This is a genomic window from Streptomyces sp. NPDC012888 (genome assembly GCF_042900645.1).
Taxonomy (GTDB): Bacteria; Actinomycetota; Actinomycetes; order Streptomycetales; family Streptomycetaceae; genus Streptomyces.
Window position 1 is genome coordinate 383,970 of the sequence record NZ_JBIBBM010000001.1, and the last position, 23,592, is coordinate 407,561.

At 73.4% G+C, this 23,592-nt stretch carries 20 protein-coding genes; 10 read left to right on the forward strand and 10 right to left on the reverse strand.

All coding sequences use genetic code 11. The features are described from left to right. Together ACFY61_RS01665 and ACFY61_RS01670 are read right to left on the reverse strand one after the other, a co-directional pair. Nucleotides 1-930 (reverse strand): branched-chain amino acid ABC transporter permease, encoded by a 930-nt coding sequence (locus ACFY61_RS01665; RefSeq protein ID WP_389465492.1) that lies wholly within the window; start codon nt 928-930, stop codon nt 1-3. Between the two features lie 117 nt (nt 931-1,047). Beyond that, on the reverse strand, nt 1,048-2,280 hold the full coding sequence (locus tag ACFY61_RS01670) for a branched-chain amino acid ABC transporter substrate-binding protein (RefSeq protein ID WP_389465495.1): 1,233 nt from the start codon (nt 2,278-2,280) through the stop codon (nt 1,048-1,050). Between the two features lie 489 nt (nt 2,281-2,769). Here ACFY61_RS01670 and ACFY61_RS01675 point away from each other — a divergent pair, with 489 nt between their 5' ends. Beyond that, a complete protein-coding gene (locus ACFY61_RS01675) occupies nt 2,770-2,961 on the forward strand; it encodes a hypothetical protein (protein ID WP_389465497.1) in 192 nt (63 codons plus the stop codon). Nucleotides 2,962-3,187: 226 nt separating this feature from the next. Here ACFY61_RS01675 and ACFY61_RS01680 read toward each other — a convergent pair whose 3' ends face one another. From ACFY61_RS01680 to ACFY61_RS01690, 3 genes are all read right to left on the reverse strand, one after another. After that, a complete protein-coding gene (locus ACFY61_RS01680; protein WP_389465500.1) occupies nt 3,188-3,628 on the reverse strand; it encodes a hypothetical protein in 441 nt (146 codons plus the stop codon). A 38-nt stretch (nt 3,629-3,666) separates the two neighbouring features. Further along, nucleotides 3,667-4,143, reverse strand: a complete 477-nt coding sequence (locus ACFY61_RS01685) for a PaaI family thioesterase (RefSeq protein WP_389465503.1) — start codon at nt 4,141-4,143, stop codon at nt 3,667-3,669. A gap of 72 nt (nt 4,144-4,215) precedes the next feature. Beyond that, the gene (locus ACFY61_RS01690) at nt 4,216-6,489 is read right to left on the reverse strand and encodes an FdhF/YdeP family oxidoreductase (protein ID WP_389465505.1); all 2,274 of its coding nucleotides are present in this window, start codon (nt 6,487-6,489) and stop codon (nt 4,216-4,218) included. 130 nt (nt 6,490-6,619) lie between these two features. On the opposite strand from ACFY61_RS01690, the gene polA reads away from it, so the two are divergent. Further along, nucleotides 6,620-9,343, forward strand: a complete 2,724-nt coding sequence (gene polA, locus ACFY61_RS01695; RefSeq protein ID WP_389465508.1) for a DNA polymerase I — start codon at nt 6,620-6,622, stop codon at nt 9,341-9,343. 37 nt (nt 9,344-9,380) lie between these two features. Here the strand turns inward: polA and ACFY61_RS01700 are convergent, their stop codons facing one another. Next, a complete protein-coding gene (locus ACFY61_RS01700; RefSeq protein WP_389465511.1) occupies nt 9,381-10,235 on the reverse strand; it encodes a DUF4184 family protein in 855 nt (284 codons plus the stop codon). Between the two features lie 196 nt (nt 10,236-10,431). Here ACFY61_RS01700 and ACFY61_RS01705 point away from each other — a divergent pair, with 196 nt between their 5' ends. From ACFY61_RS01705 to ACFY61_RS01715, 3 genes are all read left to right on the forward strand, one after another. Continuing rightward, nucleotides 10,432-11,685, forward strand: coding sequence for a lytic transglycosylase domain-containing protein (locus tag ACFY61_RS01705; protein WP_389465514.1), 1,254 nt, complete (start codon nt 10,432-10,434; stop codon nt 11,683-11,685). Between the two features lie 679 nt (nt 11,686-12,364). After that, nucleotides 12,365-12,505 carry an SPW_0924 family protein gene (locus ACFY61_RS01710; protein ID WP_389465517.1) on the forward strand — a complete coding sequence of 47 codons (141 nt, stop codon included), beginning with the start codon at nt 12,365-12,367 and terminating at the stop codon, nt 12,503-12,505. Between the two features lie 12 nt (nt 12,506-12,517). Further along, on the forward strand, nt 12,518-13,489 hold the full coding sequence (locus tag ACFY61_RS01715; protein WP_389465519.1) for a DUF3068 domain-containing protein: 972 nt from the start codon (nt 12,518-12,520) through the stop codon (nt 13,487-13,489). Here the strand turns inward: ACFY61_RS01715 and hrpB are convergent. Together hrpB and ACFY61_RS01725 are read right to left on the reverse strand one after the other, a co-directional pair. Continuing rightward, on the reverse strand, nt 13,476-16,022 hold the full coding sequence (gene hrpB, locus ACFY61_RS01720) for an ATP-dependent helicase HrpB (RefSeq protein WP_389465522.1): 2,547 nt from the start codon (nt 16,020-16,022) through the stop codon (nt 13,476-13,478). The two genes, ACFY61_RS01715 and hrpB, sit on opposite strands and share 14 nt — an antisense overlap. An 11-nt stretch (nt 16,023-16,033) precedes the next feature. Next, complete coding sequence (locus ACFY61_RS01725; protein ID WP_389465525.1) at nt 16,034-16,873, reverse strand: class I SAM-dependent methyltransferase; 840 nt, start codon at nt 16,871-16,873, stop codon at nt 16,034-16,036. A 341-nt stretch (nt 16,874-17,214) separates the two neighbouring features. On the opposite strand from ACFY61_RS01725, the gene rpsA reads away from it, so the two are divergent. From rpsA to ACFY61_RS01745, 4 genes are all read left to right on the forward strand, one after another. Continuing rightward, nucleotides 17,215-18,723, forward strand: a complete 1,509-nt coding sequence (gene rpsA, locus ACFY61_RS01730) for a 30S ribosomal protein S1 (protein ID WP_389465528.1) — start codon at nt 17,215-17,217, stop codon at nt 18,721-18,723. 198 nt (nt 18,724-18,921) lie between these two features. After that, complete coding sequence (locus ACFY61_RS01735; RefSeq protein WP_389465925.1) at nt 18,922-19,860, forward strand: PAC2 family protein; 939 nt, start codon at nt 18,922-18,924, stop codon at nt 19,858-19,860. 21 nt (nt 19,861-19,881) lie between these two features. Next, complete coding sequence (gene coaE, locus ACFY61_RS01740; protein WP_389465529.1) at nt 19,882-20,496, forward strand: dephospho-CoA kinase; 615 nt, start codon at nt 19,882-19,884, stop codon at nt 20,494-20,496. Between the two features lie 48 nt (nt 20,497-20,544). Continuing rightward, nucleotides 20,545-20,964 (forward strand): tetratricopeptide repeat protein, encoded by a 420-nt coding sequence (locus ACFY61_RS01745; protein ID WP_389465532.1) that lies wholly within the window; start codon nt 20,545-20,547, stop codon nt 20,962-20,964. On the opposite strand, the gene ACFY61_RS01750 is transcribed toward ACFY61_RS01745, so the two are convergent. Further along, nucleotides 20,943-21,200 (reverse strand): DUF6343 family protein, encoded by a 258-nt coding sequence (locus ACFY61_RS01750; RefSeq protein ID WP_389465535.1) that lies wholly within the window; start codon nt 21,198-21,200, stop codon nt 20,943-20,945. The genes ACFY61_RS01745 and ACFY61_RS01750 overlap by 22 nt on opposite strands. Before the next feature lie 99 nt (nt 21,201-21,299). Continuing rightward, nucleotides 21,300-21,929, reverse strand: coding sequence for a hypothetical protein (locus ACFY61_RS01755; RefSeq protein WP_389465538.1), 630 nt, complete (start codon nt 21,927-21,929; stop codon nt 21,300-21,302). Between the two features lie 183 nt (nt 21,930-22,112). Here ACFY61_RS01755 and ACFY61_RS01760 point away from each other — a divergent pair, with 183 nt between their 5' ends. Then, nucleotides 22,113-23,483: a helix-turn-helix domain-containing protein gene (locus ACFY61_RS01760; protein WP_389465540.1), complete on the forward strand. Its 1,371-nt coding sequence runs from the start codon at nt 22,113-22,115 to the stop codon at nt 23,481-23,483. The last annotated feature ends 109 nt before the right edge of the window (nt 23,484-23,592 follow it).

Consider the following 23,592-nt stretch of genomic DNA (forward strand, 5'->3'; position numbering starts at 1 on the left):
TCACGCCCTGTCCGCAACGCGCTCGCCCAGCAGGCCCTGTGGCCGGAAGAGGAGTACGAGGATGAGGAGGACGAACGCCCAGGTGTTGCCCCAGGACTGTCCGCCGAGCTGCTGCATGCCGGGGATCTCGTCGATGTAGACGGTGGTGAGGGTCTCGGCGAGGCCGAGGACCAGGCCGCCGATCATGGCGCCGTAGATGTTCCCGATGCCGCCGAGGACGGCGGCGGTGAAGGCCTTGAGGCCGAGGATGAAGCCCATGCGGTAGTTGACTTCGCCGTACTTGAGGCCGTACGCGACGGCTCCGACGGCGGCGAAGGCGGCGCCGAGGGCGAAGGCGACCGTGATGATGCGGTCGGTGTTGATGCCCATCAGCTTGGCGGTGTCGGGGTCCTGCGCGGTGGCCTGCATGCCGCGGCCGGTGCGGGTCTTCTTGACGAAGAAGCCGAGGAACGCCATGGAGACGGGGGCGGCGATCAGCAGGAAGAGGTCACCGGTCTGGATGGTGATGTTGCCGATGTGGAAGGGGCCGCCGGGGATGTGCGGGAAGACGAGGGAGGACCGCGCGTCGGGGTACCAGGCCCATACGGCCTGCTGGAGGACGATGGAGAGGCCGATGGCGGTGATGAGCGGCGCGAGCCGGGGGGCGTTGCGCAGGGGCCGGTAGGCGAAGCGTTCGGCGCCGACGGCTATGAGGGTGGCGACGATGATGGCGCCTATGAGCATGAGGGGCAGGGCGACCCACATGGTGGTGCCGGTGGGGAGCATCAGCCAGACCGTGAGGGCTCCGAACCCACCGGTCATGAAGATCTCGCCGTGGGCGAAGTTGATGAGCTGGACGATGCCATAGACCATCGTGTAGCCGATGGCGACGAGCCCGTACATGGATCCCAGTAGCAGGCCGTTGACCAGCTGTTGCGGCAGTTCGTGCACCGCAGTCCTCCGAGTCTTTCGACGGATGTGACACCGCGCGGGGCGCTTGGTGGTGCGCGCCCCGCGCGGCAGGTGTGGGTGGGTGCCGGCCCGGTCAGTGGGCCGGCGGGAGGTGGGTCAGCCGCCGTAGGTGCCGGACTCGACCGACTTCCACTCGGTGCCCTCGACCTTGTAGACGGTCAGCTGCTTGTTGGTGGCGTCGCCGAACTCGTCGAAGGAGACCTTGCCGGTCACGCCCTCGAAGGAGACGTTCTGGACGGCTTCCAGGACCTTGGCGCGGGCGCCCTCGGGGAGCTTGCCGCCGTTGCCCTCGACGACCTTCTTGACGGCCTCGATGACGGCCCAGGCGGAGTCGTAGGAGTAGCCGCCGTAGGCAGCGAACGGGTCCTTGTAGCCGGCCTTGGTGTAGTTGGCGATGAACTCCTTGGCCGAGGGGAGGGTCTCGACCGGGGCGCCGACGGAGGTGGCGAGGTCGCCGGCGGACTTGGCGCCGGCCAGCTCGACGTACTTCTTGTCGTAGATGCCGTCGCCGCCGACGAGCGGGATGTTGGCGCCGGTGTCCTTGATCTGCTTGCTGAGCGGGCCGGCCGCGGGGTACTCGCCGCCGTAGTAGACGACGTCGGCGCCGGAGTTCTTGACCTCGGTCACGATGGCCGAGAAGTCCTTGGACTCGGGGTCGATGTGGCCCTCGCCGGCGACCTGGCCGCCGAGCTTGGTGAACTCGCCCTTGAAGGTCCCGGCGAGGCCGGCGCCGTAGGTCTTCTTGTCATCGATGATGAAGACCTTCTTCTTGCCCGCCTTGTTGTAGAGGTACTGCGCCGCGAACGGGCCCTGGATGGCGTCCGTGGTGGCGGTGCGGAAGTAGCTCTTGTAGGTGCGGACCTTGGTGCCCTCGGCCCACTTGGGGCCCTGGGTCAGCGAGGGGCTGGTGTTGGCCGGGGAGATCTGGGCCAGCTTGGCGTCGTCGAAGACCTTCTGCATGGCCTCGGAGACGGAGGAGTTCAGCGGGCCGACGACGCCGAGGACGTCCTTGTTGGCGACGAGCTTGGTGGCGTTCTGCTGGCCGGAGGAGGCCTGCGCCTGGTCGTCGAGGGCCTCGACCTTGAAGGTCACGCCGGGGACGTACTTCTTCTCGTTCGCCGTCTTGGCGGCGAGGTCGGCCGAGTTCTTGATGCCCAGGCCGAGGGCGGAGAGGTCACCGGTCAGCGGGGCGTCGACACCGATGACGACCGTGACGTCGCCGGCGTTGCCGCCGGCCTTGTTGCCCTCGTCGCGCGATCCACAGGCGGAGAGCGTGAGGGCTCCCGCGGCGAGCGCGGCGGTCACGGCAATGAGCTTACGTTGACGCACGATCAGTCCTTTCCAGGCACGGCGTCCCCCCTGGGACGCACCGAGTCGAACGCGGGAGACCGAACTGAAAGGAATCCGGTGGTCGCGGTGACTGGCCGTGACTCTAGGCCGCGGACCGGAGGATATGGAGGGCTCAGGCCAATGATGTGACGCTCTTGTTATGCCACGCCGTAATACATAGCGAACTGTGGGGGCGGAACGGGCGAATTCCGGGCGGTTCGTCGTGTCTGCATGCTGAGACGGTGCAGGAGTGTCAGGTGGTTTGAGTGCTGACTCCCCAGGACTGTAGCGGGCTTTGCTCATGACCCCGGCTGACCGGCTTGATCTCGTTCTGCGGGACAGGCCCTGCTCAGGGCGACGGAAAGATCCATCGCATATCGGTCACCGAGGATGTAAGTGTGGGGCTCTTTCGTGAATCCATTACTGAGGGTTACCTCCAAAAGTGGGAATCGAGAATTCCGTGCCACATGCACGCAATCGACCACCTGAATGTCCACGGTCACGTCCTGTGCCTCCCCGGCCGCCACCGCGACCGGCAGTGACGGCCGGACCGACATGCGCAGGGCGCGCGAGGGCTGGGTGATCCGCTCGACGCTCACCCTCGGCCCGGCGGAGGTGCGGATACGGACGGTGAAGGAGAACGCGGAGCCCGCCGGAGCCGGCCGCACCGGATCGCCGTAGCTGAACGACACCAGCTGGGAGGGGGCCGGCGGCGGCATCGGGTGCGACTTCGGCGCCGGCCCGGGCCGGGCGGCCCAGTACAGGCCGCCCGCCGCGCAGGCGACGACCAGCAGGGCGGCGGCCGCCCGGGCCCGGCGGCCGTGCAGGGGTGGCGGCAGGGCCGGGCGGGGGAGCGGCGGCGGCCGCTCGGCGGTGCCCTCCCCGGCTTCGACGGGGCCAATGCCGCTCACGTCCAGGGACCGCCGGTCGGATCGCCGGAGCGGTGGCGTTCGGCGCAGCGCAGCCCGGCGTCGCGGGCGGCCCGCTCGCGGGCGGCGGCGGGGCCGTGGGTCCGTTCGGTGGCGCGGGCGGTGGCGACGACCTCGCGCAGGATGTCGTACTGACCCCCCGACAGTCCCATGGCCTGGTAGTCGAGTTGGCCCTGCGGGCCGCCGTCGAGGAGCACGGTGGCCCAGTGCGTGATCAGGGCGGTGCACACCTCGCGCGGGGCGGTGGGGCGCGGGGCGGAGGTGCCGGCCTCCGGGGGCCCCGTGCGGCCGGAGGAGGGTCGTGGGGCGGCGTCGCCGGAGGTGTCCGCGCAGCCGGTCAGGGGCACGGCGAGGAGCGCCGCCGCGCATGCCGTGCGGACGGCCGTCCGGCCGAGCCGCGGTACCGGTTGCGTACCCATGCGGGAACGCTAGACCGGCACCGGCCCGGTGACAACGGTCAGGCGCCGGCGGGCTGTTGGCCGTCCGCGTCGCGCAGCAGGCAGGTCAGGCGCGCGGTGCAGACGCGCTTGTCCTGTTCGTCGGTGACGACGATCTCGTACGTGGCCGTGGAGCGGCCCCGGTGGACCGGCGTGGCGGTGCCGGTGACCAGGCCGGAGCGCACGCCCCGGTGGTGGGTGCAGTTGAGGTCGACCCCGACGGCGATCTTCGTGTGGCCGCCGTGCAGCATGGCGCCGACCGAGCCGAGGGTCTCGGCCAGTACCGCGGAGGCGCCGCCGTGCAGCAGCCCGTACGGCTGGGTGTTGCCCTCCACCGGCATGGTGCCCACGACGCGGTCGGCGGCGGCCTCCAGGATGCGGATGTCCATCCGCTCGCCGAGGTGGCCGGCCGAGAACAACGAGGGCAGGTCAATGCCCAGGGCTGCGTACTCGTCGAGGACCTCCTGCGGGAACTTCACCGCGTGCTGCTCGCCCATGGGGCCGTCTCCGATCTCTGTGGAGTCAACGTTCGTTAACAGACACTTCCTATCAGCCTACTGAGCGGGCGCTTACCGGGGGGTGGGTTCGAACCGGACGATCACGGACTTGCTGGCCGGGGTGTTGCTCACGTCCGCCGTCGAGTCCAGCGGGACCAGCACGTTCGTCTCCGGGTAGTAGGCGGCCGCACAGCCGCGGGCGGTCGGGTAGTGCACCACCCGGAAGCCGGGCGCCCGCCGCTCCACCCCGTCCTTCCACTCGCTCACCAGGTCGGTGTACGCGCCGTCGGCCAGGCCCAGCTCGGCCGCGTCGGCCGGGTGCACCAGCACCACGCGGCGCCCGCCGGTGATGCCCCGGTAGCGGTCGTCGAGCCCGTAGATCGTGGTGTTGTACTGGTCGTGGCTGCGCAGGGTCTGCAGCAGCAGCCGGCCCTCCGGCACCCTCGGGTACTCCACCGGCGCGGCCGTGAAGTTCGCCTTGCCGGTCTTCGTCGGGAAGCGGCGCTCGTCGCGAGGGGCGTGCGGCAGGGTGAACCCGCCGGGCCGGGCGACGCGGGCGTTGAAGTCCTCGAAGCCGGGCACGACCCGGGCGATCCGGTCCCGGACGGCGGCGTAGTCCCGCTCGAACTCCTCCCACGGGGTCCGCGACGCCGCACCCAGCACGGCCCGCGCCATCCGCGCCACGATGGCCGGCTCGGACAGCAGGTGCGGGGAGGCAGGCGGGAGGTTGCCGCGCGAGGCGTGCACCATCCCCATCGAGTCCTCGACGGTCACGAACTGCCTGCCGGAGGCCTGGACGTCCCGGTCGCTGCGGCCCAGGGTGGGCAGGATCAGCGCGCGCCGGCCGGTGACCGCGTGCGAGCGGTTGAGCTTGGTCGACACGTGCACGGTCAGCGCGGCCCGGCGCACCGCGGCCTCGGTGACCTCCGTGTCGGGGGTGGCGCCGACGAAGTTGCCGCCCATGGCGAAGAGGACCTTGGCCCGGCCGTCGCGCAGCGCCTCGATGGCCCGGACCACGTCGTAGCCGTGGTGCCGGGGCGAGGTGATCTCGAACTCCCTGTCCAGGGCGTCGAGGAAGGCGGGAGCCGGACGCTCGAAGATCCCCATGGTGCGGTCGCCCTGCACGTTGGAGTGGCCGCGGACCGGGCATACGCCCGCACCCGGGCGGCCGATCGCGCCGCGCAGCAGCAGCAGGTTGACCACCTCGCGGATGGTGGCGACCGCGTGCTTGTGCTGGGTCAGGCCCATCGCCCAGCAGACGATGGTCCGCTCCGAGGCGACGACCATCGCCAGGGCCCGCTCGATGTCGGCGCGGTCCAGGCCGGTCGCGGTGAGGGTCTCCTCCCAGTCGGCCGACTTCGCGGCGGCCGCGAACTCCTCGTACCCGTGGGTGTGCTCCCGGACGAACTCCTCGTCGACCGCGCCCGCCTCGATGACCAGCTTGTTCAGCAGGCGGAAGAGGGCCTGGTCGCCGCCGATGCGGATCTGCAGGAAGAGGTCGTTGAGCGGGGTGCCGCGCAGCATGCCGAGCGGGGTCTGCGGGTTCTTGAACCGCTCCATGCCGGCCTCGGGCAGCGGGTTCACCGAGATGATCTTCGCGCCGGACGCCTTGGCCCGCTCCAGCGCCGACAGCATGCGGGGGTGGTTGGTGCCCGGGTTCTGCCCGGCGACGATGATCAGGTCGGCCCGGTGCAGGTCCTCCAGCAGCACGCTGCCCTTGCCGATGCCGATCGTCTCCGTCAGCGCCGAGCCGGAGGACTCGTGGCACATGTTGGAGCAGTCCGGCAGGTTGTTGGTGCCGAACTCGCGGGCGAACAGCTGGAACAGGAACGCCGCCTCGTTGCTGGTGCGTCCCGAGGTGTAGAAGAGGGCCTCGTCGGGGGAGTCCAGCGCCGCCAGCTCCTCCGCGATGATCGCGAACGCCCGCTCCCAGGACACCGCCTCGTACCGGTCGGCGCCCTCCGGCAGGTACACCGGCTGCGTGATCCGGCCCTGCTGGCCCAGCCAGTACCCGGAGCGGCCGGCCAGCTCGGACACCGGGTGCGCGGCGAAGAACTCCGGGGTGACCCGGCGCAGCGTCGCCTCCTCCGCCACCGCCTTGGCGCCGTTCTCGCAGAACTCGGCGGCGTGCCGCTCCTCGCCCTCCGGCCAGGCGCAGCCGGGACAGTCGAACCCGTCCTTCTGGTTGACCTTGAGCAGGGTGCGGGCGGTCCGGGCCAGCCCCATCTGCTCGCGCGCGATGCGCAGGGTGTGCCCGATGGCGGGAAGGCCGGCCGCGGCGTGCTTGGGGGGCGCGACCTGCGGCGCGTCCTGGACCGGATCACCTGCGGGCGGCTTGGTCGCCATGGCGCTCCCCTTCGAGCGGTACGTGCGTGTGCGGCGGGCGGTGCCCACTCCGATCCTTTCACGTCCGTGCCGGACGGTCGCCGGGACCGGGGCGCCGGAATTGTCGGCGGGGCGGCCTAGGATCGGTGGCGTGGCAGAGACAGCATCGAAGAAGACCGAAGACAAGAACGCAGCCGACCGCCCCCGCCTGATGCTCATGGACGGGCACTCCCTGGCGTACCGGGCGTTCTTCGCGCTGCCCGCGGAGAACTTCACCACCGCGACGGGGCAGCCGACCAACGCCATCTACGGCTTCGCGTCGATGCTGGCGAACACGCTGCGCGACGAGGCGCCCACGCACTTCGCGGTGGCGTTCGACGTGTCGCGCAAGACGTGGCGCTCCCAGGAGTTCCCCGAGTACAAGGCGAACCGCTCCAAGACCCCCGACGAGTTCAAGGGGCAGGTCGAGCTGATCGGCGAGCTGCTGGACGCGATGGGCGTGCCCCGGTTCGCCGTCGACGGCTACGAGGCCGACGACGTGATCGCCACCCTGGCCACCCAGGCCGAGGCCCTGGGCTACGAGGTGCTGATCGTCACCGGCGACCGGGACTCCTTCCAGCTGGTCTCCGAGCACACCACCGTCCTCTACCCGACCAAGGGCGTCTCCGAGCTCACCCGCTTCACCCCGGAGAAGGTCCAGGAGAAGTACGGGCTCACCCCCGACCAGTACCCGGACTTCGCCGCCCTGCGCGGCGACCCCTCCGACAACCTGCCCGGCATCCCCGGCGTCGGCGAGAAGACCGCCGCGAAGTGGATCAACCAGTTCGGATCCTTCGCCGAGCTGGTCGAGCGGGTCGAGGAGGTCAAGGGCAAGGCCGGGCAGAACCTCCGCGACCACCTCGAAGCGGTCAAGATGAACCGCGTCCTGACCGAGATGGTCAAGGACGTCGAGCTGGGCCGGGGCCCCGCCGACCTGGTCCGCGCCCCCTACGACCGCAAGGCCGTCACCGGCGTCCTGGACGTCCTGGAGATCCGCAACGCCTCCCTGCGGGAGCGGCTCCTCGCCGTCGACCCCGGCGCCGAGCAGGCCGCCGTGGCGCCGCCCGCGCCCGCCGTCGCACTCGACGGCTCCGTGCTGGGCGCCGGCGAACTCGCCCCCTGGCTGGCGGACCACGCCGGACAGGTCCTCGGCGTGGTCACCGTCGACAGCTGGGCGCTGGGCGCCGGCAACGTTAGCGAGATCGCGCTGGCCGCCGCCGGAGGCGCCGCCGCCTGGTTCCGGCCCTCCGACCTGGACGAGACCGACGAGCGGGCCCTCACCGCCTGGCTCGCCGACGCCGCCCGCCCCAAGGTCGTCCACAACGCCAAGAACCTCTGGCGGGTCCTGCCCGAGCACGGCTGGCCCGCCCTCGCCGGGGTCACCATGGACACCGCCCTGGCCGCCTACCTGGTCAAGCCGGGACGCCGCTCCTTCGCGCTGGACGCGCTGTCCGTGGAGTACCTCGGGCGCGAGCTCGCCCCCGCGGCCGCCGACGGCCAGCTCGCCTTCGGGATGGACGACACCGCCGAGGCCGAGGCGCTGATGGCGCAGGCCCGCGCCGTACTGGACCTCGGCGAGGCCTTCACCGGCAAGCTGGAGGAGGTCGGCGCCACCGCCCTGCTGCACGACATGGAGCTGCCCACCTCCGAGCTGCTGGCCCGGATGGAGCGCTACGGCATCGCCGCCGACCGGGAACACCTGGAGGCCATGGAGCAGCAGTTCGCCGGGGCCGTCCAGCAGGCCGTCAAGGAGGCGCACGCCGCGGTCGGGCACGAGTTCAACCTCGGCTCGCCCAAGCAGCTCCAGGAAGTCTTCTTCGGAGAGCTGGACCTGCCCAAGACCAAGAAGACCAAGACCGGCTACACCACCGACGCCGACGCCCTGGCCTGGCTGGCCACCCAGACCGACCACGAACTGCCGGTGATCATGCTCCGGCACCGGGAGCAGGCCCGGCTGCGCTCCACCGTCGAAGGCCTGGTCAAGACCATCGCCGCGGACGGCCGGGTGCACACCACCTTCAGCCAGACCGTCGCCGCCACCGGCCGGCTGTCCTCCACCGACCCCAACCTGCAGAACGTGCCGGTGCGCACCGACGAGGGCCGGGCCATCCGCCGCGGCTTCGTCGTCGGCGAGGGCTTCGAGTCGCTGATGACCGCCGACTACAGCCAGATCGAACTGCGCGTCATGGCCCACCTCTCCGAGGACGAGGGCCTGATCGAGGCGTTCACCTCCGGCGAGGACCTGCACACCACCGTCGCCTCCCAGGTGTTCGCGGTGGAGCGGTCCGGCGTGGACGCCGAGATGCGCCGCAAGATCAAGGCCATGTCCTACGGCCTGGCCTACGGCCTGTCCGCGTTCGGCCTCTCCCAGCAGCTCGGCATCGAGCCCGCCGAGGCCCGGGGCCTGATGGAGACCTACTTCGAGCGGTTCGGCGGCGTCCGCGACTACCTGCGCCGCGTCGTCGACGAGGCCCGCGCCACCGGCTACACGGCGACCGTCTTCGGCCGCCGCCGCTACCTGCCCGACCTCAACAGCGACAACCGCCAGCGCCGGGAGGCCGCCGAGCGGATGGCGCTGAACGCCCCGATCCAGGGCACCGCCGCCGACATCGTCAAGGTCGCCATGCTCCGCGTGGACGCGGCCCTGGCCGAGGCCGGGCTGACCTCCCGGATGCTGCTCCAGGTCCACGACGAGATCGTGCTGGAGATCGCCCCCGGGGAACGCGACCGGGTCGAGGAGCTGGTCCGCCGCGAGATGGCCGCCGCCGTCGACCTGCGCGCCCCGCTGGACGTGTCCGTGGGCGTCGGCCCGGACTGGGAGTCCGCCGCGCACTGACCCGCCGGCGCCGCCGCACGCCCCCGGACGCCCGTCCCTACCGAACGCCGGTGGGGGCGGGCGTCCCCGTGCGGCGCCGCCGCCGCAGCCGGATCCGCGTCCGGATCCGCAGCAGTACGGAGTACAGGACGAGCCCGCCGATCAGGCCGGCGCCGGCACCGAAGCAGATCGTCGGGACGATGTCGACGGGCGTGTGCACCCGGTCGAAGTACGTGAAGAAGCGCGCCACCCGCAGCGCGGTCCCGACGGCCACGCACCCGCCGATCAGCGCGACCGCCCCCCACCGCTCGCCCCGGCCCAGCGGCGGCACGCCCGGCGGCACCGCCGGGGTCGCGGGGAGCCGGCGCCACGCCGACCCCAGGAACCAGAGGAGCGCCCCCGCCGCTAGCAGCGAACTGCCGTACTGCAGATAGGTGTAGAGCGGGAAGCCGCCGTAGTCGTCGGACAGCCACGGCCAGGTGTTCGTCCCGTACCGGTCCAGGTGCGTGAACGCGTCCCACACCACGTGCGTGGACGCACCCACCACCGCCGACACGTACAGCCGGCCCGCCGTAGCCGGCAGGCTCCGTCCCCGCAGGTCCTCACCGCGCAGCAGCGCGTACGCCCGGCCCCGGCGGGCGGCGGGCAGCAGCGCCACGAGCGGCTCCCGCAGCAGCAGCCAGCAGCCGACCAGGGCGGCCGTGACCAGCACGTCGACCGTCAGCACGCCGACGGGGGAGTGGGTGACCGAGCCGAAGCGCATCGCACCGGGCACCAGGCCCGCCGTGAAGTAGGTCATGTCCGGGGCGAAGGACCCGAGGACCAGGCCCGAGGCGAGGAACGGGCCGCGGCCCCGGCCGTCCCGCCGGACGCCCGGGAGCACGGCGGCGGCATGGCTGAGAGTGAACGGCATCGAACCTCTTTCCCACTTGACGGACCGGGCCAGTATGCGGGTCGGCCGCCGAGTCGTGGAAAAACGGTGAACGCCCAGGCCAGAACGTTTCCTCTGTCGCCTTGTTGACATAAAGTCGCGCGGACGCCGACGGGGAGGGGTTCGTCAGATGACCAGGACGGCTCGGTACGGACGCGGTCGTGGACGCGGACGCGGGATGCTCAGGGGCGGGATCGCCGCCGTGGTCTCGGCGCTGGTGGCGGCGGCGGTCACGGCGTCGCAGGCCCCGCCGGGCCCCGGCGACCGGATACGGGCGGCCGGCGCGGGCGGCCCCGGGCCCGTGACGGCCCCGCCCACGCCGGCCGGCACCGGCGGCGACTCCGCGTACTTCACCGAACTCCCGCCACTCATCAGCCCCGAGCCCCCGGCCGTGGTGCACGAGGACGCGCCGGCACCCGCACCCACGGCCGGCGCCACCCCGGCACCCGCGCCCGCACCGGGCACCGCGGTGCCCGCGTCGCGCGGTGCCCGGGGCATACCGGCGAGCGTCCTCGCCGCCTACCAGCGGGCGGAACGCACGGTCGCCGCGGACGACGCCCGCTGCGGCCTGCGCTGGCAACTCCTCGCCGCGATCGGCAAGGTGGAGTCCGGCCAGGCCCGCGGCGGCCGCGTCGACACGACGGGCACCACCCTCACGCCGATCCTCGGGCCCGTCCTCAACGGCGTCGGGTTCGCCAACATCCGCGACACGGACGGCGGGGCGTACGACGGCGACCGGGTGTACGACCGGGCCGTCGGCCCCATGCAGTTCATCCCGTCCACCTGGGCGGCGTGGGGCCAGGACGCGGACGGCGACGGCCGCCGCAACCCGAACAACATCCACGACGCGGCACTCGCGGCGGGGCGCTACCTGTGCGCGGGCAGCCGCGACCTGCGGGACGGCGGAGACCTGGACCGGGCGGTCCTGTCCTACAACCACTCCACGGCGTACCTGGCCACGGTCAAGTCCTGGTTCGCCTTCTACACCCAGGGCACCCACCCGACCCCCCACACCCCACCCCCACCGAACCCGACGCCTCCGCCGAAGCCCCCGACCAAGCCGAAGCCAACGCCGACGCCGCCGAAGCCAAAGCCGACGCCTCCGCCGAAGCCGACGCCGACGCCGACCCCGACCCCGACCCCGCCGAAGCCCACCCCCACGCCGACCCCGCCGAAGCCCACCCCCACGCCGACCCCGCCGAAGCCGACCCCCACGCCCAAGCCGACGCCGACCCCGACCCCGACGCCCAAGCCGACGCCTCCGGCGAAGCCGAGTCCCACGCCCACGCCGCCGAAGCCCACCCCGAGTCCGAGCTCCACGCCCACCACGCCGAAGCCCAAGCCGCCTGCGGCCCCCAGCCCCACGGCGACGCCGTTGGCAACGGCCCCGCCGCCGCGCGAGGGCTCGGCCTCCCCGACGGCGAAGCCCTAGCCGCCCCCAGGCGCTCGGCCCCGCCTCCCGCTCAATCGCCGCTCGGGCTGCATGGCGCGGCCCGGCTGCGCCAGGTGCCCCTGGGGCTCTGCCCGGCCCCGCTCAATCGCCGCTCGGGCTGGATTGGCCCGGCGGGGGTGTGGTCCTGCGGGCCGGTTCCGGGGGGCACTTCCAGCCCCTCCGGCGTTTGAGGAGCGGGGTGCGGGGCGGAGCCCCGTGTGGTCGGGCGGAGCGTTGGTCGCGCGGATTGGCTCCGCCGGGGCTCGCTCAATCGCCGCTCGGGCTGGATTGGCCCGGCGGGGGTGTGGTCCTGCGGGCCGGTTCCGGGGGGCACTTCCAGCCCCTCCGGCGTTTGAGGAGCGGGGTATGGGGCGGAGCCCCGTGTGGTCGGGCGGAGCGTTGGTCGTGCGGCTCTGGCTCCGCCGGGGCTCGCTCAATCGCCGCTCGGGCTGGAGTGGTCCGGCGGGGGTGTGGTCCTGCGGGCCGGTTCCGGGGGGCGCTTCCAGCCCCTCCGGCGTTTGAGGAGCGGGGTATGGGGCGGAGCCCCGTGTGGTCGGGCGGAGCGCCGGCTGCGCGACCTCGCTCCGCCCGGGCGGGGCTGTCGCGGCGGTTCTCATCTTCCGCCCGCGTTGCTACCGTGCCCGCCCTGACGCCCCATCAGACCCCCGGAGGCCCCCGCATGCGCGCACTGCTCGCCGCCGCCCTCGGGCTCGCCGCCGCGCTGGCCCTCGTGCTCACCGTCACCGCGGTGGGCGCGCCGGAGGGCAGCACCTCGCCCAAGCCCCTGCTCACCACCGCGCCCGCCGCGCCCGGAAAGTAGAGGAGGCGCACCGTGCGACGCAGAGCCAGCCTCGTCCTCCTCGCCCTCGCGGTGTTCTGCACCGCCCTCGCGCCCCTGCTCCGCTGGTACGCCTACCCCCGCCTCGCCAAGATCCCGCCGGGCCAGTACCAGGAGGTCGTGCTGGAGGCCAGGGACGCCACGTTGCTCGACTACTTCGGCGGCATGCAGCCCAAGAAGGTCGACAAGGTGACCATCGTCCAGACCCTCAAGGGCAACGTGGAGGCCTCACGCGAGATCGAGGCGAGCGCCGGCAAGGACGTCGTCGTCTGGGACGCCCTCTCCCATGTCGCCGGCCCCGACGGGAAGATGGTCTCCCAGATCCCCGAGCGCTACATCTTCGACGCCCACACCCAGGAGCCGGTCCACGCCACCGGCGAGATGGTCGACGGCGACCCGGTCAGGCGCGAGGGCATCGAGTTCAAGTTCCCCTTCTTCACCGAGCCCCGCGACTACCTCTACTTCGACGCCCAGACCCGCACCTCCGCCCCCATCCACTACGTGGGCCCGCGGAAGTTCCGCGGCATGGACGTCTACTACTTCGAGCAGACCGTCCCCTGGACCAAGGTCCCCATGCCCAAGAAGATGCCGATCGAGGGCATCGACCCGGCGACCATCGAGGCCACCACCGGCACCACCCTCTGGTACACCGCCAAGCGCATGTTCTGGGTCGACCCCGTCACCGGCGCCCCGGTCAACGGCGAGCAGGTGATGGAACAGGAGATGCGCGGCGGGATCGCCGCCGGCGGCGAGGGCGGCAAGCTCACCGCCTTCGCCGGGCACGTGAAGATGCGCGAGGACTACGTCCGCCACACCGTCGAGCTGGTCTCCGCCAACCGCGCCAAGGTGCTCGCCCTGCACACCCACGGACCCGTGGGACTCGGTGCCGCCGGCCTGGCCCTGTTCGCGCTGGCGCTGTGGCTGGAGGCGCGCGGCCGCCGTTCCCCGGAGCTCAGCCCCGCCTGAGCCGGGCGTTGGTGTACCGCGTCGGCTCGGCGGCCGCCGGGTCCTCCGGCCACGGGTGCTTCGGATAGCGGCCGCGCAGCTCGGCCCGTACGGACCGGTAGCCGTCGCGCCAGAAGGAGGCGAGGTCGGCGGTCACCGCGGCGGGCCGCCCGGCGGGGGACAGCAGGTGCACGAGCACCGGCACGCCGGCCACCCGCGGCGTCTCGGCCAGCCCGAACATCTCCTGCAGCTTCACGGCGAGTACGGGCTGCTCCGCGGCGTAGTCCACCCGGATCCGGGAACCGGACGGCACCTCGATCCGCTCGGGGGCGAGCTCGTCGAGCCGGGCCGCCTCACCGGTGGCCCAGGGGAGCAGCCTGGCCAGCGCCTGCCCGGCGTCGATCCGGGCCAGGTCCGCGCGGCGCCGGGCCCGGGACAGCTCGGGCTCCAGCCATTGTGCGGCCCGCTCCAGCAGGGCCCCTTCGCGCACGTCGGGCCAGTCGCCGCCCAGCGCACGGTGCAGGAACCCGAGCCGGGCCCGGAGCGCCTCCGCGTCCGCGGTCCAGCGGAGCAGGCCGAGGCCGTCCTGTCGGAGCCCGTCCAGCAGGGCGGTGCGCACCGCCTCCGCCCCCGGAGCGCGCAGCGGGCGCACGGTCAGCTCGATCGCGCCGAGGCGCTCGACCTCGCGGGCGACGACGTCACCGTCCCGCCAGTGCACCTCCTCCCGCGCGGTCGCCAGGTGCCCGGCCGCCGCAAGGGCGGTCGCCCCGTCGATCACGGCGGCGAGCCGGATCCGGGCCGAGGCGGAGTGGGCGGCCCGGTCGGCGACGGCCACGGCCAGCCAGGGGCTGTTCCGCAGCCCCGACCCGTCGCCCAGACCGGCCCCCGTGCCGTTGGCCATGAGGTACGCCCCCGCCGAGCGGGCCCTGGCCACGCGCTCGGGGAACGCCAGCGCCACGACGAGCCCGGCGACCGCGTCCTCGCCCGGGGCCCCGCCCCCGCTCCGCGCCTCCGGGGCGGGCGAGCCGGCGGAGGAGTCCCGCCCCGCGGTGCCCGGCGCCGCCGCCAGCGCCCGGCGCAGGCGGGCGGCTTCGGCCCGCCAGCGCCCCGCGTACGCGTCGCCGCCCCGCCGCGCGGCCCGCCAGGCCGCGACCAGGTCGTCCCCGTACTCCCTCGGCGGTTCCTCGCTCAGCAGCGCGACCACCTCCGCGGTGGCTGCCCCCGCTGGTCCGTCCAGCAGCGCCCGGGCCAGCCGCGGATGCAGCCCGAGGCGGGACATCCGTACGCCCCGCGGTGTGGCAGCGCCCGTGTCCGGATCGACCGCGCCCACCGCGAGCAGCACCTCCCGGGCCGCCGCCATCGCCCCGGCCGGGGGCTGGTCCAGCAGTTCGAGCGGGGCGTCGAGCGAGCTCCAGCAGGCCTTCTGCAGGGCGAACGCGGTGAGGTCGGCCTGCCGGATCTCGGGGGAGGGGAACGCCGGCAGCCGGTCGTGCTCGGCCTCCGCCCAGCAGCGGTAGACCGTGCCGGGCGCCTCACGCCCGGCCCGCCCCGCCCGCTGCCGGGCCGCCGCGCGGGAGGCCCGTACGGTCGTCAGCGCGCCGAGGCCCCGCGCGTGGTCGGTTCGCGGTTCCCGCGCCAGACCCGCGTCCACCACCACCCGTACGCCCGGCACGGTCAGCGAGGACTCCGCCACCGCCGTCGCGAGGATCACCCGTCGCCGTCCGGAGCCGCCGGCCAGGACGGCGTCCTGCACGGCCGCCGGCGCCCGGCCGTGGATCTGCAGCACCTCCGCGTCGACACCGGCCAGCATCCCGGCCACCCGGGCGGCCTCCCCGACCCCCGGCAGGAACACCAGCAGGTCCCCGGCCCGCTCGGCCAGCGCCCGCCGCACCACCGCGGCCACGTGGTCCAGCAGCGCCGGATCCACCCGCATGCCGTGCGGCGGCCGGACCGGCCGGACCGGGGGCGCCCACACCACCTCCACCGGGTGCGAGACGCCGGGCGCCTCCACCACCGGGGCGTCGCCGAGCAGCCGCGACCATCCGGCCGCGTCGGTGGTCGCGGACGCCGCGACCAGCCGCAGCTCCGGGCGGAGCACCGCCCGTACGTCGAGCAGGAAGGCCGCCGCGGTGTCCGCGTCCAGATGCCGCTCGTGGCACTCGTCGAGCACCACCACGTCGGTGCCGGCGAGCTCCTGGTCCCGTTGGAGCCGCTGGAGCAGGACGCCGGTGGTGACCACCTCCACCGCGCAGTCCGGCCCGACCACGCGCTCCCCGCGCACCGAGAAGCCCACCGCCCCGCCGACGGACTCGCCCAGCAGCCAGGCCATCCGCCGGGCCGCCGCCCGGGCCGCGATCCGCCGCGGTTCGGCGACCACCACGCGGCGGCGCGGGCCGCCGCCGACCAGCCCGGCGAGGACCAGCGGCACCAGGGTGGTCTTGCCGGTGCCGGGCGGGGCGCACAGCACCGCGGTGCCGTGCTCGTCCAGCGCCCGGGCGAGGGCGGGCAGGGCCGCGCGTACGGGCAGGGCGTCCAGGGCGGCGGTACGGATCAAGGCGGGCTCCCTCAGTCCCTCTCGCACACGAAGATCGCCGTGCCCGGGATCAGGTTGCCGCGCAGCGGGGACCACCCGCCCCACTCCTGGCTGTTCCAGGCGGGCCACTCCGGCTCCACCAGGTCGAGCAGCCGGAACCCGCCGGCGACCACGTCCCGGACCCGGTCGCCGACCGTCCGGTGGTGCTCCACGTACACGGCCCGCCCCCGCTCGTCCTGCTCGACGTACGGGGTCCGGTCGAAGTAGGAGGCGGAGACCGACAGGCCCTCGGGCCCGGGCTCGTCGGGGAACGCCCAGCGGACGGGGTGGGTGACGGAGAAGACCCAGCGGCCGCCGGGCCGCAGCACCCGGTGCACCTCGCGCATCACGTTCACCGGGTCGGCGACGAACGGGACCGCCCCGTACGCCGAGCAGGCCAGGTCGAAGGAGCCGTCGCGGAACGGCAGCGCGGCCGCGTCGGCCTCCACCAGCGGGACCGCGCCGCCGTCGATGCGCAGCGCGTGCTGGAGCTGGCGGTGCGAGAGGTCGAGGGCGACCGGCCGGGCTCCCTGGGCCGCCAGCCAGCGGGCGCACTGGGCGGCGCCGGCGCCGATCTCCAGGACGTCCTTGCCGCGCAGCGACTCGCGGGGGCCGAGCAGTGCGGCGTCCGCCTCGTCCAGGCCCTCGGGGCCCCAGACGAAACGGTCGTCGCCGAGGAACGCCCCGTGCTCGCTCTGGTACTCGTCGGCGTTGCGGTCCCACCAGTGGCGGCTGGCCCGGCTGCTCTCCGCTTCCCCCGCGTCACGCCGGGTGGCCAGGGCGTCCTCGGCGTCCTCGTACGGGCTTTCGGGAGCGTAGTCCTCTTGGTTCATGGGGCCCATCGTCGTAGTCTGCGGAAAGGCTTCCGGCAGGGGGCAGGGGCGGTGAACCGCCCACGAGTTGTGCCGGGAATGCGGCGGTCCGCCCGCGGTGTGCGCCTTCGCGCATTGACCCTGTCCGGCTGCCCCCGTATGCTACAAGTTGCGCTGCGAGCCTGTGCTCCTCAGACCTAGCAGGCTGCGCTCGCATCTGTTGCAGTCCCCTCGGTTGTCGAGGCCCGGACCGTCCCCGGACGGAGTGGGTCTCCTTGGCTGTCCGGCGTATCAGAGGCGATAAGGGCTCCCGGCGTAGCAGTACCTACGACCTTCTGTCCGTAACCGGAGCCCTTTCCCACATGACGAGCAGCACCGAGACCACCGCCACCATTCCGCAGGTTGCGGTCAACGACATCGGTAACGAGGAAGCCTTCCTCGCCGCGATCGACGAGACGATCAAGTACTTCAACGACGGCGACATCGTCGACGGCGTCATCGTGAAGGTCGACCGGGACGAGGTCCTGCTCGACATCGGTTACAAGACCGAAGGCGTCATCCCGAGCCGTGAGCTCTCGATCAAGCACGACGTCGACCCGAACGAGGTCGTCAAGGTCGGCGACGAGATCGAGGCCCTCGTCCTCCAGAAGGAGGACAAGGAAGGCCGCCTGATCCTCTCGAAGAAGCGCGCCCAGTACGAGCGTGCCTGGGGCACCATCGAGAAGATCAAGGAAGAGGACGGCATCGTCACCGGTACCGTCATCGAGGTCGTCAAGGGTGGTCTCATCCTCGACATCGGCCTCCGCGGCTTCCTCCCGGCCTCCCTGGTCGAGATGCGCCGTGTCCGCGACCTCCAGCCCTACGTGGGCAAGGAGCTCGAGGCGAAGATCATCGAGCTGGACAAGAACCGCAACAACGTGGTCCTGTCCCGCCGTGCCTGGCTGGAGCAGACCCAGTCCGAGGTCCGCCAGACGTTCCTCACCACCCTGCAGAAGGGTCAGGTCCGCTCCGGCGTCGTGTCCTCGATCGTCAACTTCGGTGCCTTCGTGGACCTGGGTGGCGTCGACGGTCTGGTCCACGTCTCCGAGCTGTCCTGGAAGCACATCGACCACCCGTCCGAGGTCGTCGAGGTCGGTCAGGAAGTCACCGTCGAGGTCCTCGACGTGGACATGGACCGCGAGCGCGTCTCCCTGTCGCTGAAGGCGACCCAGGAGGACCCGTGGCAGCAGTTCGCCCGTACCCACCAGATCGGCCAGGTCGTCCCGGGTAAGGTCACGAAGCTGGTTCCGTTCGGTGCGTTCGTCCGCGTGGACGAGGGCATCGAGGGTCTGGTCCACATCTCCGAGCTGGCCGAGCGCCACGTGGAGATCCCGGAGCAGGTCGTCCAGGTCAACGACGAGATCTTCGTCAAGGTCATCGACATCGACCTCGAGCGTCGCCGGATCTCGCTGTCCCTGAAGCAGGCCAACGAGTCCTTCGGTGCCGACCCGGCGTCGGTCGAGTTCGACCCGACCCTGTACGGCATGGCCGCGTCCTACGACGACCAGGGCAACTACATCTACCCCGAGGGCTTCGACCCGGAGACCAACGACTGGCTGCCCGGCTTCGAGAAGCAGCGCGAGGAGTGGGAGCGCCAGTACGCCGAGGCGCAGGTCCGCTTCGAGCAGCACCAGGCCCAGGTCATCAAGAGCCGCGAGGCCGACGAGGCCGCCGCTGCCGAGGGCGAGGCCGCCCCGGCCGCCGGTGGCAACGCCGGTGCGGGCATCTCCGGTGGTTCGTACTCCTCGGAGTCGGACGACAACGCCGGCGCCCTGGCCTCGGACGAGGCCCTGGCCGCGCTCCGCGAGAAGCTGGCCGGCGGCCAGAGCTGATCACGGCGCAGCCACCTCACGCCTCGGCGTGAACCGAGCTGAAACGGTAAGGCCCGTCCCCTCCGGGGGGCGGGCCTTCCGCGTTCGACCGCCTCCGGCTTTCGTGACGCATTCATGTCCGGTGCGCCAACCGGGGAATGGTGGGCCGCCGTTGCTCGTTCCCCCTCATGGAACACGCGGCGAGGAGGAGCGGTGACAGTGCTTGATCCACAGGGTTTGTACGAATGGGACGCAAAGGGCCTGGCGGTGGTCGACCTGGCGCTCGCCCAGGACTCGGCCGGACTGGTCATGCTGTACCACTTCGAGGGCTACATCGACGCCGGGGACACCGGGGAGCAGATCGTCGAGCGGCTCCTCGACACCCTGCCCCACCAGGTGGTGGCCACCTTCGACGCGGACCGGCTGGTGGACTACCGGGCCCGCCGGCCGCTGCTGACCTTCGTACGGGACCACTGGACCGGGTTCGACGCCCCCAAGCTGGAGGTCCGGCTCGTCCAGGACGCCACGGGAGCGCCCTTCCTGCTCCTGTCCGGCCCCGAACCGGACGTGGAGTGGGAGCGGTTCGCGGCCGCCGTGCGGCAGATCGTGGAGCGGCTCGGCGTCCGGCTGTCCGTGAACTTCCACGGCATCCCGATGGGCGTCCCGCACACCCGCCCCGTCGGCATCACCCCGCACGGCAACCGCACCGACCTCATGCCCGGACACCGCAGCCCCTTCGAGGAGGCCCAGGTCCCCGGCAGCGCCGAGTCGCTGCTCGAGTTCCGGCTCGGCCAGGCCGGGCACGACGTGCTGGGCGTGGCGGCGCACGTCCCGCACTACGTGGCCCGCTCCCCGTACCCGGACGCCGCGCTGACCGCCCTGGAAGCCATCACCGCGGCCACCGGGCTGGTCCTGCCCGCCGTGGCGCACGCCCTGCGCACCGAGGCGCACCGCACCCAGACCGAGATCGACCGCCAGATCCGGGAGGGGGACGAGGAACTGGTCGCCCTGGTGCAGGGGCTCGAGCACCAGTACGACGCGGCCGCCGGGGCCGAGACGCGCGGCAACATGATCGCCGAGCCGGCGGAGATCCCGTCGGCGGACGAGATCGGGCGGGAGTTCGAGCGCTTCCTGGCGGAGCGCGAGGGCGAGGCGTAGCGGACCGTTAAGCTGCGGCCCATGCTGAAAGTGGGCCTGACGGGCGGAATCGGAGCCGGCAAGAGCGAGGTCTCGCGGCTGCTGGCGGGGTACGGGGCGGTCGTCGTCGACGCGGACCGCATCGCGCGCGAGGTGGTCGAACCGGGCACTCCCGGCCTGGCGGCCGTGGTCGAGGCCTTCGGGGAGCGGGTGCTGACCCCCTCCGGCGAACTGGACCGGCCCGGGCTGGGCGCGATCGTCTTCGCCGACCCGGCGAAGCTCGCGGTGCTCAACGCCATCGTGCACCCGCTGGTAGGAGCCCGTTCGGCCGAGCTGGAGGCCGCCGCGGGACCCGACGCGATCGTCGTGCACGACGTACCGCTGCTGACGGAGAACGGCCTCGCGCCCCTGTACGACCTGGTGGTCGTCGTGGACGCCGCACCGGAGACCCAGCTGTCCCGGCTGACCGCGCTGCGCGGGATGGCCGAGGACGAGGCGCGGGCCCGGATGGCGGCCCAGGCGACCCGCGAGCAGCGGCTGGCCGTGGCCACCCTGGTGATCGACAACGACGGGCCGCTGGAGGCACTGGAGCCCCAGGTCCGCAAGGTGTGGGAGCAGCTCACCGAACGGGCGCGCGCCGCCCGGAACACCCCCTAGGCGCGGGGCCGGGGAGTGGAGCACCTCCCCGGAGGGAAGAGGAACACCGTGGCCGGAAGCAGTGGGAACAGCCCCGAGACGCACGTGATCGGCTACCGCGCGGCCGAGCAGCTGCTCGCGGCGCGAGACCCGCGCGGTGCGGTGCGGCTGCTCGACCCGGTGATAGCCGCCCACCCGGAGAACACCGCGGCCCGGCTGCTGCGCGCCCGGGCGTTCTTCGCCGCCGCCCAACTGCGCCCGGCGCAGCTCGAGTTCGAGCTCGTGCTGGAACGCGAGCCGGACAACGCGTTCGCGCACTTCGCGCTGGCCCGCACGCACCAGCGCGCGGGACGCCCCGGCCCCGCCCGCAGGCACTTCCGGCTCGCCGCCGCCCTGGACCCGAACCCGGAGTACCTGCGGGCCGCACGGTTCGACGAGGGGTCGGCCGGGGAGCCCCCTGCCGGACCTCAGGGCCGGGGCGGCTCGTAGGGCGGGACGTCACGGCCCGGCTGGTAGTGCGGCCCCTGCCGCATGTGCCGCACCACCATGACCAGGTCCACCACCACGATCACGGCGAGCACCGCGCAGGCGGCCGCCCAGCCCGAGCGGCCCGCCAGCGAGAACACGACCGCCCCGCCGACGGCCCAGATCAGCCCCCACACACCGAGCCAGAACCGCAGCCGCAGCGGGCTGCGGGCGGTCACCGGCTCGTTACCGGAACGCATGGACCTCGCCTCGCCTCGCTCGCCCCGCCCCGCCTTCCCGACCTCGCTCGGCCCCCCTCTCCTCCCATGCTCCCACCGTGCGGCCGGGAAGCCGCGCCGTTACGGGGCGAGCCGGTTCACGGCGATGGTGGTGGTCCGCTTGAAGGCGGGCACCGGGGCGTCGCCGAGGTGGCCCATCTGGCCCCACCGCACGACGGTCACCGTCCGCCCGTCCCGGCCCACGCCGAACAGGTGCACGCCGGGCTCCGACTCCGGGAGCGAGGTGTGCACCCCGTACACGTGGGCGCCCTCCTCGACCTTGATCCGGCCGTAGTCCTGCCAGGACGCCGTGCCGCCGGGGTGCGCGCGCAGCCAGTCCGCCGCGCAGCCGGCCAGCCTGCGCTCCAGGGCGGCGGCGAGCTTCGCGGCCGCCGCGTCGGAGGAGGCGCGCACCGAGATCTGGTCGGCGCCGGTGTCGTACTCGGTACCGAAGGACCGGTGCCACGCGCCGGCGGCGGGCAGCGCGCCGCCCTCCAGGCACAGCCCCGGGAACTCCGGCAGGCCCTTGGTGACCGGACCCGCGAACCAGGGCGAGGTGGGGTGGGGCGGCAGGTCGCGGGCGTTGAGGAACCCGGGTGCGGCGGCTGCGGTGGCGGCCGGTGCGGCCGGTGCGGCCGCCGAGGCGGTCAGCGTGAGCGCGGCGGTGGCCGCGAGCGCGGCGGCCAGGGTGGCGCCGATGTGCTTGAGCATGTGGATCTCCCCGTTCGTTGCGTGTGACGTCTTCCGTGAAGAGCATGTCCCGGAGCGGGTCGCCGGACGACGGATCCCGGCGGATCCGGGACACTGGAACGGCCGTACCAGCCCCCACCTGGGGGAACGCCTCGTGCCTGGAACGGCGGTACGGGACACCGGAGTCGGGGACGGGGAGGGGCCGTGGGCGAGACGGAGACGTTCGCGCGGCTGATGCGGGAACTGAAGGACCGGTCCGGTCTGAGCTACGGGGCGCTGGCGCGCAAGCTGCACACCAGCACGTCGACGCTGCACCGGTACTGCAACGGGACGGCGGTGCCCGCGGAGTTCGCGGCGGTGGAGCGGTTCGCCCGGGCCTGCGGGGCCTCGCCGGCGGAGGCGGTGGAACTGCATCGGGCCTGGCTCCTCGCGGACGCGCGACGCCGCGGACCGGCAGCCGCGGGGCCCGGGCCCCGGCGGGAGCCGGAGCCTGAGCCCCAGGCCGAGCCGGGGCCTCAGCCGGAGCCGGGGCCGGAGCCTCAGCCGGAGCCGGAGCCGGAGCCGGGGCCCGAGCCCCAGCCGCACGCGGGGCCGGGGCCCGTGCCCCAGCCGGACCCGGAGCCGGGGCTTCAGCCGGGGCCGGGGCCGGAGCCGGACTCGGGGCCGGGGGTTCCGGTGGCCTGGTACCGGGGTCGGCGCGGTCTGGTCGCCGCGGCCGTGGCCGTCGCCGCGACGCTGGCCGCGATCACGGCCACGGCCGCCGTGACCCTGACCGACCCGCCACCCCGCCCCGCCGCCACCGCCACCACCCCGCCCCCGGGCGGCACACCCCCGGGCCACGCGGGCCCCACCACGAGCCCGCCCCCACCGACGCCGACCCCCAACACGTCGCCATCGCCCTCTTCCTCGCCCCCGACGCCGTCGTCCTCGTCCCCGCCCTCCCCCACACCCTCACCGAGGCCGGTGCCGCTCCGTGCCGCCGTACGCACACACGTATGGGCACACGGCTGCGAGCACGCCTACCTGTCCCCGAGGGCTCCGGGCACGGTGCCGCCGCCCCCCGTCGAGGCGGACGCGCCGGGGTGGGCCGCGGCGCAGCAGGCGGTGCACGCGGGGCGGCAGATCGTGGAGGTGACGGTGCACGGGACCGGAGCGGGAGCGGTGGTCCTCCAGGACCTGGAGGTGCGGGTCACGGCCCGGCGGGCGCCGTTGCGGTGGAACGTCTACCAGATGTCGCAGGGCTGCGGCGGCGCGATCACCCCGGCGGCGTTCGCGGTGAACCTCGACGCCCCGCGGCCGGTGGCGCGGCCGGTGCCGGGCCACGACGGGGAGCGGAAGGTACCGGCCGCGGTGTTCCCCCTGCGGGCCTCCGCGGACGACCCGGTGGTCCTGCGGATCGACGCGACCACGACGGGGTGCGCGTGCGACTGGTACGCCGAGCTGCACTGGACCGGCCCGGCGGGGCCGGGCGTGACCCGCATCGACGACCAGGGCCGCGCCCTGCGCACGGCCCCGACCGGCGGCCGCCCCGAGTACGGCTACGCCCCGGAACGCAACCGCTGGTCCACGGACTGACCCGGGCGGTGACGCCGCGCCCCCCCGGAGCTCCGGTCGGGCCCGCTCAATCGCCGCTCGGGCTTGAGATGCCGCCCCGCGCCTTCCCGCCCGGCGGGTGCTCCGCCCG

Coding starts and splice junctions, on each gene's coding strand:
- ACFY61_RS01700 (WP_389465511.1), bottom strand. CDS start 10,235: ATGCCGTTCACTCTCAGCCATGCCGCCGCCGTGCTCCCGGGCGTCCGG.
- ACFY61_RS01755 (WP_389465538.1), bottom strand. CDS start 21,929: ATGCTCAAGCACATCGGCGCCACCCTGGCCGCCGCGCTCGCGGCCACC.
- ACFY61_RS01710 (WP_389465517.1), top strand. CDS start 12,365: ATGCGCGCACTGCTCGCCGCCGCCCTCGGGCTCGCCGCCGCGCTGGCC.
- ACFY61_RS01680 (WP_389465500.1), bottom strand. CDS start 3,628: ATGGGTACGCAACCGGTACCGCGGCTCGGCCGGACGGCCGTCCGCACG.
- ACFY61_RS01750 (WP_389465535.1), bottom strand. CDS start 21,200: ATGCGTTCCGGTAACGAGCCGGTGACCGCCCGCAGCCCGCTGCGGCTG.
- ACFY61_RS01725 (WP_389465525.1), bottom strand. CDS start 16,873: ATGAACCAAGAGGACTACGCTCCCGAAAGCCCGTACGAGGACGCCGAG.
- rpsA (WP_389465528.1), top strand. CDS start 17,215: ATGACGAGCAGCACCGAGACCACCGCCACCATTCCGCAGGTTGCGGTC.
- coaE (WP_389465529.1), top strand. CDS start 19,882: ATGCTGAAAGTGGGCCTGACGGGCGGAATCGGAGCCGGCAAGAGCGAG.
- ACFY61_RS01705 (WP_389465514.1), top strand. CDS start 10,432: ATGCTCAGGGGCGGGATCGCCGCCGTGGTCTCGGCGCTGGTGGCGGCG.
- ACFY61_RS01690 (WP_389465505.1), bottom strand. CDS start 6,489: ATGGCGACCAAGCCGCCCGCAGGTGATCCGGTCCAGGACGCGCCGCAG.
- ACFY61_RS01675 (WP_389465497.1), top strand. CDS start 2,770: ATGTCCACGGTCACGTCCTGTGCCTCCCCGGCCGCCACCGCGACCGGC.
- ACFY61_RS01685 (WP_389465503.1), bottom strand. CDS start 4,143: ATGGGCGAGCAGCACGCGGTGAAGTTCCCGCAGGAGGTCCTCGACGAG.